This window comes from Verrucomicrobiales bacterium, from assembly GCA_016793885.1.
Lineage (GTDB): Bacteria > Verrucomicrobiota > Verrucomicrobiia > Limisphaerales > UBA11320 > UBA11320.
Genome location: JAEUHE010000011.1, coordinates 22292 through 34506 on the forward strand (window position 1 = coordinate 22292; position 12215 = coordinate 34506).

General features: G+C 59.1%; 7 protein-coding genes and 1 tRNA gene. 7 read left to right on the plus strand and 1 reads right to left on the minus strand.

Translation table 11 applies throughout. From position 1 onward, the window contains the following. Positions 1 to 72: 72 nt before the first annotated feature. On the minus strand, positions 73 to 3261 hold the full coding sequence (locus tag JNN07_01260; protein MBL9166348.1) for a CotH kinase family protein: 3189 nt from the start codon (positions 3259 to 3261) through the stop codon (positions 73 to 75). Positions 3262 to 3559: 298 nt separating this feature from the next. On the opposite strand from JNN07_01260, the gene JNN07_01265 reads away from it, so the two are divergent. The 7 genes from JNN07_01265 to JNN07_01295 all read left to right on the plus strand — a co-directional run bounded on the left by JNN07_01265 (position 3560) and on the right by JNN07_01295 (position 12022). Further along, on the plus strand, positions 3560 to 4261 hold the full coding sequence (locus JNN07_01265; GenBank protein MBL9166349.1) for a hypothetical protein: 702 nt from the start codon (positions 3560 to 3562) through the stop codon (positions 4259 to 4261). Between the two features lie 235 nt (positions 4262 to 4496). Further along, a complete protein-coding gene (locus tag JNN07_01270) occupies positions 4497 to 7856 on the plus strand; it encodes a hypothetical protein (GenBank protein ID MBL9166350.1) in 3360 nt (1119 codons plus the stop codon). A gap of 295 nt (positions 7857 to 8151) precedes the next feature. After that, entirely contained in the window at positions 8152 to 8667 is a 516-nt protein-coding gene (locus JNN07_01275; protein MBL9166351.1) for a hypothetical protein, read from the plus strand. 41 nt (positions 8668 to 8708) lie between these two features. Next, positions 8709 to 9620 (plus strand): dihydrodipicolinate synthase family protein, encoded by a 912-nt coding sequence (locus JNN07_01280; protein MBL9166352.1) that lies wholly within the window; start codon positions 8709 to 8711, stop codon positions 9618 to 9620. Positions 9621 to 9653: 33 nt separating this feature from the next. Further along, positions 9654 to 10589: a 4-hydroxyproline epimerase gene (locus JNN07_01285; GenBank protein ID MBL9166353.1), complete on the plus strand. Its 936-nt coding sequence runs from the start codon at positions 9654 to 9656 to the stop codon at positions 10587 to 10589. A gap of 9 nt (positions 10590 to 10598) precedes the next feature. Beyond that, positions 10599 to 11858 carry an FAD-dependent oxidoreductase gene (locus JNN07_01290; protein ID MBL9166354.1) on the plus strand — a complete coding sequence of 420 codons (1260 nt, stop codon included), beginning with the start codon at positions 10599 to 10601 and terminating at the stop codon, positions 11856 to 11858. 79 nt (positions 11859 to 11937) lie between these two features. Next, positions 11938 to 12022: transfer RNA gene (locus JNN07_01295), tRNA-Leu, on the plus strand. The last annotated feature ends 193 nt before the right edge of the window (positions 12023 to 12215 follow it).

Sequence of the window (12215 nt, forward strand, 5' to 3'; positions counted from 1 at the left end):
ACATGGCGATCCAGCATTAAACCCTGAAGCCGTAGAGGGTGTCAATGATCATACTGATCCGACGGATCAATTTTACTCTCGACCGGGAGTGCCTCCAGCCTGGGCGGAGGGTTTCCAAGAGCCTGGCAGGGAGGGATCTGCGGACAGGGAGCGCAACTGAAGGGTGAAGCCGGTGCCGTCCGCTTCCGAAGGCCAGGGTGCCTCATCCTGGTAGTTCACGGACGCTGCCACGCTTCCGTCGGGCCGATAGAGGCGAAGGGCGTCCGCATCATTCCCGAGTCCAAATCGAAAATTTCCTACGCACGGGACGTTGGCGGGCTGGAACATTCGGAACTTGAAGTCGTCTTCGCAGAGCACCAGGAACTCTCCGGCTGCGAGGGTTCGTTCCGGGAGGGGGAAGGCGTGAGCATCTTCATCATCGCGAAAGATCCAGCCTCCCAGATCTACAGGCGCGCTTCCGCGGTTGTATAGCTCTATCCAGTCGCCCGATTCGGCGTCGGCACCCGGGTGGTATTGAATCTCGCTGATGATCAGATCGGAAGGAGTCGCCGAGGGAGTCGCGGCCGGAATCATTTGAGCGGTTACGGAGGTGGTGACATCGCGGGTGACGCCTTGAGTGATTCGACGGGATGTGACCAGCCCGTTCGGTGTCATCCATCCGGCAAACTGGAATCCCGGCGCGGGTATGGGCAGCAGGGTTGAAGGGTAATCCGCAAAATACACGCCGCTCCACGGTAGTCCCTCCAACCGGAGGCTATTAAGCTGGACGCTTCCCGAGGCGGGTGGCTCCGTTTTGATCTCCAACGTGCCCAGGCCTCCATTCAGCCGAAAGTGACTTTGACAGTCCTGGCGCAGTCGCGCGGGGCGATTGCGTCCGAACTCGGCCACTACCTGAAGATGGGTCTCCCAGGTTTCCGGAGTGAAGGCCGAGTATTCCTGCTGATGGGGCTTTCCGAAACCTCGCTTGACGAGTTCCGTCCAACTCCACCGCTGCAGGTGCGCCCCCATCTCCGGACGGATAACGGCCGCCATCGATTCCAAAGTCTGCACCACTCGATCCTCACGGAAGTTCGAGTTGAGCAAGTCGGCGCAGCGACGAATGAAGCGCTCCTTGAATCCGGGGTTGGTGAGCAGCGTTCGAAGCATGAGCGTGCGTCCGCCGGCGTTGGGCCATCCGTCGCTGGTTCCGGACCCGGCCGTGTAGAAACGGAACATGTTCGAGTAATCCGCATAGTCCCTGGCCATGGCAGGTTCATAGACCGAGGCTGGCCACAAGCCAAACCCGTAGTCCTGATCGTACACCAGCCAACGGAACTTCCCGCCGGTCACCCGCGGGCGCCAGCATTTGATGTTTCCGATGTCGAAGTTTTGGAAATAGATGACCGCCAGGTGGTAGTCGATGAAGTTGTCGATGTCGAGATAGGTGTCCGCCACAAAGGCGTAATTGGTTCCGGTGGCGAGGTTCTTCGAAGCTAGGAACTGTCGGAGCTGGTTGTAGACGGTTCCGCTGCCCGCCCGGACGCTGCCATAGCCCTCGATTAGATCGACTTTTCCGGGAGCCAGATCATGATGCGAGATCACGTGGTGCTCGGTGATCTTCTCGCGCAGGTTGTAGATCCCCCAGTAGTCCCCGTTGATGTAGACGACCGACGGCCGGTACCCCTGGGTGTCGAGAGTGGTTCCGTCCAGCAGCTGCTGCATGAAGGCATCCCGCAGCAGGGTGAAGGTCCCGTTCGCGAAATAGCTGCCGTAGCTGGTGGTGGGGCCGAACTGAGTGATGGGGGGACGCAGCGGGGTTTGGTGCGAGCTCTGATTGTCGTTTCCGGAGTTCCGCAATACGAACGATTCAAACTCATCCAAGGACTGGTCGGGAAAGATCTGGTGCTTGAACTTGCCGGACCCGTAAGCCCGCCGGGCGAACAGGGCGAGGGATTTTTGGGGATAACCCCGAGATCCCCATCCGCCGTACACCTTCATACCCGCCTGTTGGCGGAGTGCCACCTGTCCTCCAGGCTCGAAAAACTCGAGCGCCACCTCCACCTCCCGATCCTTCCAGGCATGGGATCCCGAGTAGGGATAGTTCTGAAGAACCTGATTCTGACTGCCGAGGACGCTAGGACCCATGCCATAGAGAAAACCATTCTTGAAGTCCAGGTTCGTCGGGGAAGTGGCCAGGGACACAATCGGCAGGGAATGGGCCACGCCGATGAGGTAGCTTCGGGAGGCTGGCGCGCTTTTCCTTCCCAGCGCGTCCACCGCCAGCACGCGCAGAACTGTGGATCGAGTCAGGCTGATGGGTTGAGCCAGGACGGCCGACTGCAGTGTCGGGATGGAACCGTTGAGGGTGTAGTGGAGGACCTGGCCAGCCTCGGCCGGCTGCACCTCGACCGAGATCGTTGCCGGATAGAGTCCACCTTCTGGGAGGAAGCGAGGGGAGGGGAGGGCGGGCGGCAGAGACACGGTGGAGTTTGCCGTTCCTGGGGAGGCGTTGGCTTTGGAAAACAAAGCCAGATTGTCAGCCCCGTCGGGCATTCTGCCATAGGATTGATCCGGCGCGAGAACCGGCAGATCGAGACGATCCACCAGTCGGTTGGCGGGATCGCTCAGGAAGAGCGACTCCCCGGAAGCGCGGAGTTTGAAGTTGGCGTGCAATGGCTGGTCCTGGACTGAGACATTGAGGTCCGACGCATAGACCAGCGTGAAACCCTGAGGTTGAATCAGGTGTGATGGGAACCGCCACTTTCCGGGAAGGGACTCGTCGTCCGACAAGCCATAACCCGCGAGTTGGACCGCCTCATCATTGGGATTATAAACCTCGATCCAATCATAGTAGGCCCCCTGACCGTCTGCCAACTTGCTCACATTGTCGCTCATCACTTCGTTGATCCAGAGTGGAGCGGAGGGGGCGTCGCCGGGGAACGCCCTCACTCGATAAAAGCGCGGCTGGAGCGGGGCGCGATCGGTGACTTGGAAGGAACCTTGTGCCAAGGGGGAGACCTCCGCTGTGGAGGACTCCAACCACGACCCTCCCTGAGTTAGCTCGGCTGCGAACTCAATGGCAAACCTTCCGGAGAAGCTGGCATCGGATCGGAACTGAAAGCGCAGCGACCCGTCCGCTCCAGTTCGCATGGTGGCCGCATCGATTTGAGGACCTTGCTGGCACAGGCCGGAATAGGTGGGTAGGGTGGATAGGAGGACGAGCGAGAACCAGCCGCGGAGAGGCGGAGGACAGAGTCTCTGAGCACGAGTCCATAGAGTCATCGCATCACCCTAGTCTCTGACGATGCTCTGGTCCACGAGAAGTTCGTGGTCACCGGCAACGGGGTCGATCGAAAGCGGGTGGTGGGACCCCAGCAATCCGTCCGCATCCGGCCCGCCCGGGCAGTCCCGGTGTGCGTTGATGAACTCCTTCTGGCGGACCAGGTGGATGCGGTTGGTTCTCTCTGCAAAACGACACGAGGGTGACCTGGTCTAATCAGTGATTGGGAACGCTGGGCACCAGCTCCCGTCGGTGTACTCGCTGATTGCGTGCCGGTGGAACTGATGGGTCTTCCAGCATATGAACTCGACTCAAGCCGAACGGGCTTTCAGTAGGACGGATCTCCTCGTGGTTGTGTTGGCGGGCGCTGCAATGGCTGCGGCTTTATACCCCTGGTTAGTCCGAACTCGCGTGCAGCGGGCCCGGCTTGCGTGCATCGACAATGTCAAGCAGGTGAGCCTCGCTTCGATGATGTGGCTGCACAACTATGAGGACCGATTCCCGTGGATGGTGCCGGTGCGGGAAGGGGGGAGCCAGGGGTTGCCGTTGGTGTCGGATCATTTCCGAGCCCTTTCTAACTATCTCGAATCGCCCCGGGTGGTGTCCTGCCCTGGCTTGGTGCGCCATCGTCCGCCCGCCGATTCGTGGTCCCGGTTCCAGGAACGAAACGCAGGCTATGCGGTGATGACGGATGCTCGAGTCATCATGGAATCCTCGGCCGTATCGCCCCTCTCGGACCAAGTCATGATGTGCGATCTCGACCTGGAGGGAGGTAAGCCGGGTTTTTGTGCGCGAACCCGGTTATCCGTCATGGTCTTTGACTTGAGCGGGGCCATGGGATGGGGCTCCGGCATCCGCTGGTCCGAGACGAACCATGTGGACCAAGGAAGCCTAACGATGGTGGACGGAGGGGTTGCGATGCTGGACAACGAAGGTCTGCGTCGGCGGCTTTTATCGATGCCTCAGCAGAGCGCGATCTTGCACCTCTTGCTGCCCCAGTAGGATGGGATTTAACTTGAAGGGGGGCTTGGGCGGCCCTGCAAGCTCGGTCCCGTCGTCCCGTTCTCCCGCACTGGATCGGCGTTGAACGGAGCGAGGAGTCCTTGGCCGAGCCAGAGGAGGGGAGGACGCACGATTGCCGGGGACGTCCTGCTCGCGTGGTTTATTCCGCACTTCGCCCCTTTCTGATTGACCTTTTTTCATATTTTGATACTTTGGAATTATCCATCTGAGTTGTATGAAAAATGCATCGCCACTTTCTGTGTCCCGTTTACCCCTGTTTTCCTGCTCCGTGTTGCTGTTCAGTGCTGCCACGTTGAGCAGTCAAGCCCAGCTTCTTTGGACCGTTGGTCGCAACGACAATGGTTGGCCGGTGGGTGACGGGGGCGGGCCCGACACTTCCTTTGTTCAGGAGGCTGGCGTCAACGGACTTCCTGGGCGTGGTGACAATCCCGAAGCTGATGGTCAGTCGGACGACGACTATTATTTTGCCGGAGATTACTCCACGGTGATCGACAGTGTGGTGGCTGCTTATGGCGACTATTCGCCGCTGGGTTTGGTTGAAGTCAATGAAGAGTCCGCCGAGCGGGCGTTCGCCGGCACCGACAACAACCTTCGCTACCACTTCAACCTGCCTGACGGGATGCAGCCCACTGACTTGCTGTCCGTGAGCTTCGATGCTCTGAACTTGGACACCGGAGTCAACAACTCGGACCCTCGTTACGGTATTGAAATCTACTTCAATGGGGTTTTGGTTCAGCCTGAAATTCTGATTCGTCCCGCACAGTTCAACAAGACCTACACCACGCCTCAGTTCAGTCTGGCCAGTGTGAACGCCCAGGCGGGCGCGGGTTTTGATAACATCGTGACTTTGAAGGGGATCAGTTACAGCGGGGACGGCGGTGGTGCTTGGATGGGGATCGACTATGTGCAGCTGGACCAGGCGACGGAGCCGGTTCCCCCGCCGGTCTTCCCTTGGGAAGTGGGCAAGGACGACAATGGGTGGCCCGCCGGGGATGGCGGTGGTGCGAATGCGACATTTGTCCAGGAGGCGGGCGTGAATGCGTTGCCCGGACGTGCGGACAGTCCTGAAACCGACCAGCAAGCGGACGACGACTACTATTTTGCGGGGCTTTACACTACCGTAATCGCGGGCAACGGAGCTTATGAGCCGGTGGGTTTGGTGCCGGTCAATGAGGAAGCTGCGGAACGGGCTTTTGCGGGGGATGACAACGATCTGCGCTATCATTTCAACTTGCCGAATCATCTGCGTCCCTCCGACCAGATGGAGATTTCCTTTGATGCTCTCAACCTAGATGCCCGGGCAGAACTCGCGGATCCTCGTTACGGCGTCGAGGTCTACTTCAACGGGGTATTGGTTCAACCCCAGATTGTGGTCCGCCCGGCACAGCTCGGAAAGAAGTTCACGACCCCTCCGTTCAAGCTCTCGGATGTCAAAGCTGAGGTTGGTTCCGGCTATGACAACATCGTGACGCTGAAGGGTATCAATCTGACCGCCGAAGGCGGCGGAGCTTGGATGGGCATTGATTATGTCCAGCTTAACCCGGTGGCCACTCCGATTCCAGCCCCGGTAATTCCTTGGTCGGTGGGCTTGGATGATGATGCCTGGCCGGTGGGAGACGGTGGCGCGGAAAATGCCACCTTCGTGCAGGAAAACGGCACGGTGAATCCGCTTCCTGGAAGTCCGACCAGCCCGGAAGTCAACCAACAGGCTGACAACGACTATTACTTTGCCGGTTCTTACTCCACGCTGGTCGCCGGTAACGGCACCTACGAGCCGGTGGGTCCAGTTCCGGTTAACGAGGAAGCGGCGGAGCGAGCGTTCGCGGGGGCGGACAACGATCTTCGCTATCACTTCAACCTGCCGATTTCACTGAAGCCTACGGACAAGCTGGCGGTGAGCTTCGATGCTTCCAACCTTCAGACCGATGTGCCTGACCCCCGTTATGGAGTCGAGGTTTACTTCAACGGTGTCAAAGTGCAATCCGAGATCCTGATTCGTCCGGCTCAATTGGGGGTCGATTACACGACTCCGGAGTTCACGCTCGCGAGTGTGAACGCCCAGGTGGGTCCCGGGTATGACAACATCATCACCCTGAAGGGAATCAACTATAGCGCGGATGGCGGTGGCAACTGGATGGGCATTGATTACATCAAGCTGAACGCGATTCCAGCTTCCCAGTTTCCTTGGTCGGTTGGTCGCGATGACGACGGTTGGCCCTCCGGCAACGGTGGCGGCGTGAATGCCACGTTCGTTCAGGAAGCGGGTGTGAATCCGCTGCCCGGCAATCCGAACAACCCCGAGATCGACCAGCAGGCTGATGACGACTACTACTTCGCCGGCATCTACACCACGGTGATCGAGAGCAACGGGGCTTACGAGCCGGTGGGTTATGTTCTGGCCAACGAGGAAGCGGCCGAGCGGGCATTTGCCGGGACCGACAATGATAAGCGTTATCATTTCAACCTGCCGGCCGGCTTGGGGGCGGATGACCTGCTCGCGGTTACTTTCGATGCCAACAATCTCGATGGCAGCGGCGGTAACCCTCGATATGGTGTGGAGATCTATTTCAACGGCGTGAAGGTTCAGGAAGAGATTCTGATCGGTAACGCTGAACTCGGCAAAGACTACACCACGGCACCGTTCACCTTGGCGAGTGTCAACGCCCAGCCCGGGCCTGGTTTTGACAACATCGTGACCCTGAAGGGCATCAGCTACAGCGGTGACGGTGGCGGGGCTTGGATGGGCATCGACTATGTGAAGCTCAGCACTGTAAACCCCTCGCCGTTCCCCTGGACGGTCGGTACGGACGACGATGCTTGGCCGGTGGGCGACGGCGGTGGTGCCAATGCAACCTTTGTCCAAGAAGCGGGAGTCAACGGCCTGCCTGGCAGCTGGACGAGCCCGGAGCTCGATGGGCGCGCCGACGACGACTACTATTTCTCGGGTGACTACACGACCGTGGTGCCGGGCAACGGCGACTATCAGCCGATCGGTCTGGTTCCCAGCAACGAGGAGGCGGCCGAACGAGCGTTTGCTGGAACTGATAACGACAAGCGCTATCACTTCAACCTGCCTGCCACTCTGAAGCCGGACGATCTGTTGACGGTCACTTTCGATGCCTTGAATCTCGACGGCACCGAAGGCCTGTCCGATCCTCGCTATGGCGTCGAAATCTACTTCAACGGGAATCTGATCCAGTCTGAGATCTTGATCCGTCCGGCCGAGCTGGGAGTCGACTACACGACCACCCCCTTCACCTTGGCTAGCGTCAATGCTCAGGTGGGTCCTGGTTATGACAACATCGTTCATCTGAAGGGCATCAATTATAACGCTGAGGGCGGCGGTAACTGGATGGGCATTGATTATGTGCAGTTGGCTCCTGTGCCGCTGAAGTTCCTACCTCCGAGCATCGACAACGGGAAGATCTCCCTGGGGTGGACTGGTTCCGGTCAATTGGAGTCGGCACCCTCCGTCTCCGGACCCTGGACTCCGGTTACCCCGGCTCCGGTGCAAGCCTATGTTGAGAATCTGGCACCTGGGCAGAATCGGTTCTTCCGACTCGTTAAGCCCTGAGTTTATCACGAATCAACGCTCCCAAGCGCACAGCCTGGTGACTCTCTAGACCCAGGTTCCCCCAAAAAGGGGCGTCGGCCAAAAACCGACGCCCCTTTTTGTCGCCAGCTGACCTCACTGTGAGGCATCTGGGGTGCGGTGGCCTGCGCTAGGCTTTTTGGCATCTCCGGAGGGGCATCCCCAGCTCCGGTTGGGGGCACCAAAGCGGCAGAGGGCCGCCGCACTCCAGAGCGTCAAACCTGCTCAAGATCGGGACTTTTCAATCGCCAGGGACCTCGCTAACTTACTCTCCTCGATGCCTGAATATCGCTCTGTCATGTTTGTCTGCTCGGGGAACTTCTATCGAAGTCGCCTTGCGGAGATCCTCTTCAACCATTACGCGCGTGAACACGATCTCAACTGGGATGCCGACTCCCGCGGCCTGCTGGAAAAAGTGCGTCAACAGGGGCTTTCCCCTAATGCGATCAAGTATCTGGAAAAGAAGCGCTTCGAGGGGATTGAACAATACGCTCGAAACCCACAGACCTTGGTCATGAAGGACATGGAGAAAGCCAACCTGGTCATCGCACTCAACCGAGAGGAGCATGAACCCATGATGAAGGCGCGCTTCGGGCAGGTGCCGGTGATGATGGAAAAGCGGGGATCCCTTCGCTATTGGAACATTTACGACATTCCTGGTTCAGGTGGTATTCTGAAGAGTCTTTTCCGTTCCGGTCCCGAGCGGGCGTGCCAGGAAGAGCAGAGTGGCACCGAGCATGTCGACTTCGCCGTCCAAACCCTGGTTTGGGAGCTGCTTCGCCAGAAGCCGTAATCGTTCAGCCCTAACCTTTCTGTTTTCCGATCCTTCTTCTTATGAAAAAAGATAAGCAACCCCGTTGGAGTGGTGTTTTCCCTGCCGTCACGACCCAGATGCGCAAGGACCAGTCGATTGATTTCAAAGCTCAGGCGCGTCATTTGGAGGCGTTGATCGAATCCGGTGTCAGTGGTCTCATTGTTTGTGGCTCCTTGGGGGAGAACCAGGCGCTGGCCCCGGAGGAGAAATGGGCCGTGGTCAAACATGCAGTCGATATTGCGGATGGGCGGTTACCTGTGCTGAGCGGCGTAGCTGAAAGCAGCACGGCTGCCGCGATTGAATACGTCGAGGCCGTTCGACGAGTCGGAGGCAGCGGTGTCATGTTGATGCCTTCCATGCTCTACCGGGGAGATGAGTCGGAGATCTTGGCCTTTTTCCGCAGCGTAGCTCGTTCCACCGCGCTGCCGATCATGATCTACAACAATCCCATTAGTTACTTCAACGATGTCACCCCCGAGATGTTCGCTCAGTTGGCGAAACTTCCCAATATCGTGGCACTGAAGGAGAGTTCCGGGAACACCCGTCGGATCACCGACCTGAAGAATGAAGTCGGCAATCGTTTCGCCATTTTCACGGGGGTGGACGACCTGGTGCTCGAGAGTGCGGCTCTCGGAATCGACGGCTGGGTGGCTGGCACCGGGATCGCCTTCCCGCGCGAGAATCAGTATTTCTGGGAGCTTCTGTGCGCTGGTCGGTGGGAGGAAGCCCGGAAGTTCTATCTGTGGTTCTCTCCGCTGCTGCACCTCGATGTCAACCCGAAGTTTATTCAATACATCAAGCTGGCCGAACAAGAGTGCGGTCTTGGTTCCGAGTGGGTTCGCGCGCCGCGCCAAATCCTGGCCGGTGAGGAACGACAGAGGATCCTGCGCATTATTCGCGACGGGATCAAGCGCCGCCCCCAGTGCACCTAGAGCTCAAACCCCCCGGCCCGTTCCGCATCGGCTATGAAACGAATACGCGTGGTGGATTCTCATACGGGTGGTGAGCCCACTCGCGTGGTCGTGTCGGGTGGACCGGAGCTGGGTGAAGGGGCGATCGCCGAACGTTTGACCCGTTTTCGCGATCAGCACGATGGTTTTCGCTCGGCCGTGGTGAATGAGCCGCGCGGCTCCGATGTTCTAGTGGGCGCGCTGCTCACTCCTCCTCTGGATCCGGCTTCTGCTGCAGGCGTGATCTTCTTCAACAATGTGGGCTACTTGGGCATGTGCGGCCATGGCACCATCGGGTTGATGGCGACCTTGGCCTACCTGGGTCGTCTCCAGCACGGTGAACATCGGATCGAAACCCCGGTGGGCACGATCACGGCGCGGTGGGAAGGCGATGGCCGGGTTTCGGTGCGCAACGTGGCTTCCTACCGTTTCGCGAAGGCCGTGAAGGTGGAAGTGCCGGGGTATGGCCAAGTCTGCGGCGATATCGCTTGGGGGGGTAACTGGTTTTTCCTGGTGAATCAGCACTCCGAGACCCTGGAGTTAAAGAACGTGGAACGTTTGACGGAAGTGACATGGCGTATCCGGCAGGCGTTGAGTGCGCAGGGCATTACCGGCAGTCAGGGTGGGGAGATCGACCATATCGAGCTCTTCGGCCCCGCGCGCGACCCTGGAAACGACAGTCGGAATTTTGTCCTGTGCCCGGGACGTGCCTATGATCGGAGCCCTTGTGGGACTGGCACCAGTGCCAAGCTGGCCTGTTTGGCGGCCGACGGCAAACTGAGCCCGGGCCAGATTTGGCGCCAGGAGAGCATCTTGGGCAGCGTTTTCGAAGGACGTGTCGAATTGAACGGGGATGAAATCATTCCGAGCATCACCGGTCAGGCATGGGTCAACTCGGATGCGGAGCTGCTCTTGGATCCGAGCGACCCTTTTTGCTGGGGGATAGGCTGATCGACTTCTATGGGCGAACCGAAGCACATTCTGATTGTGGGCGGCGGGGTGATCGGATTATGCACCGCCTATTATGCGGCTCTGCGGGGACATCGAGTTACGGTCTTGGAGCGGGGGAATCCGGAACACGATTCCTGTTCCTTGGGCAATGCCGGGATGGTGGTTCCGAGTCATTTCGTTCCCCTCGCGGCGCCAGGCGCAGTCGCGTTGGGGTTGAAGTGGATGTGGAATCCGGCCAGCCCTTTCTACATCAAACCCCGGTTGGATGCGGAGCTGCTTTCTTGGGGCTGGAAGTTTTTTCGCGCGGCGAATGCGGCGCATGTGGCGCGCTCGGCCCCGCTGCTGCGTGACCTCAGCCTGGCGAGTCGGGCTGCTTTCTCACAGTTGGCGCGAACACACGACAATGTGTTCGGGTTCGTAGAGCGGGGGTTGCTGATGTTCTGCAAGACTCCCCATGGACTGGAGGAGGAGGCAAAGGCAGCCGAGGCCGCGCGTGAGCTGGGCATTCCGGCGGAGGTGCTCAGTGCTGGTGGGGTGTCTAGACTGGATCCGGGCGTTCGCTATGATGTTGCGGGCGCGGTGTATTTTCCCAAGGATTGCCATCTGAATCCGGCGCGTTTCGTGAGCATGCTTTCAAAGGAGTTGGTGGCCTTGGGCGGTGAGATTCGATTCTCGACCGCGCTCTCCGGCTGGAAGACTAATGGGCAGAGCATCGTGGCGATTCACACCGGGGCCGGGGAGATTGTGGCCGATGAGTTTGTGGTGGCGGGAGGCTCGTGGTCTCCCGGCGTCGCCCGGGAGTTGGGTGTTCGGATTCCCATGCAAGCTGGCAAGGGCTACAGCCTGACCTTGACGAACCCTCGTCAGCTTCCTGCGATCTGTTCGATCTTCACCGAGGCTCGCATTGCCATTACCCCGATGAACGGGAGTTTGCGTTTTGGTGGCACGATGGAGATTGCGGGGATGGATGAGACGGTGAACCCGGTCCGGGTTCAGGGAATTATTGATGCCGTTCCGCGCTACTTTCCTGACTTTCAGCCGGGCGACTTTAAGGACATCCCGGTTTGGCGTGGGCTAAGGCCCTGTTCCCCCGACGGTTTGCCGTACATCGGGCGTTGGCCTGGATACCGTAATCTGAGTGTGGCAACCGGCCACGCGATGATGGGGTTGAGCCTGGGACCCATTACCGGCCAGATCATGGCGGAGGTGCTTTCGGGGGAGAAGCCTTCGATCCCGCTCGATCTGCTTCGGCCGGATCGTTTTGCCTGACGGGACTGCACCGAAGATTTTGCAAACTGGAGGCTTGCGCATCTCTGGAGGCCCAGTATAAAGACCGGGTCATGCGGATGCCCGCGTGGCGGAATTGGCAGACGCGCTAGATTCAGGTTCTAGTGAGTAACATCGTACAGGTTCAAGTCCTGTCGCGGGCACCAGCCTTCGCACGAACGCAGTGAGTGAGAAGGCTGCCACGTCGTAGTCGGACGAAGACGGGCTTCGTCGAACGCCCATTGGATGCTACGGCTTGGCAAGCCAGCGAAAGAACGGGGAGCTTAATCCGTCGGGAATCGAGGAGACTCAAACACCGTGTCCGGGTTTTATTACGTCTACATTCTAGAAACCGTGGAG

Excerpts from the sequence above, each read along its gene's own strand:
- JNN07_01285 (MBL9166353.1), top strand. The coding sequence starts at position 9,654 with ATGAAACGAATACGCGTGGTGGATTCTCATACGGGTGGTGAGCCCACT.
- JNN07_01270 (MBL9166350.1), top strand. The coding sequence starts at position 4,497 with ATGAAAAATGCATCGCCACTTTCTGTGTCCCGTTTACCCCTGTTTTCC.
- JNN07_01260 (MBL9166348.1), bottom strand. The coding sequence starts at position 3,261 with ATGACTCTATGGACTCGTGCTCAGAGACTCTGTCCTCCGCCTCTCCGC.
- JNN07_01265 (MBL9166349.1), top strand. The coding sequence starts at position 3,560 with ATGAACTCGACTCAAGCCGAACGGGCTTTCAGTAGGACGGATCTCCTC.
- JNN07_01290 (MBL9166354.1), top strand. The coding sequence starts at position 10,599 with ATGGGCGAACCGAAGCACATTCTGATTGTGGGCGGCGGGGTGATCGGA.
- JNN07_01280 (MBL9166352.1), top strand. The coding sequence starts at position 8,709 with ATGAAAAAAGATAAGCAACCCCGTTGGAGTGGTGTTTTCCCTGCCGTC.
- JNN07_01275 (MBL9166351.1), top strand. The coding sequence starts at position 8,152 with ATGCCTGAATATCGCTCTGTCATGTTTGTCTGCTCGGGGAACTTCTAT.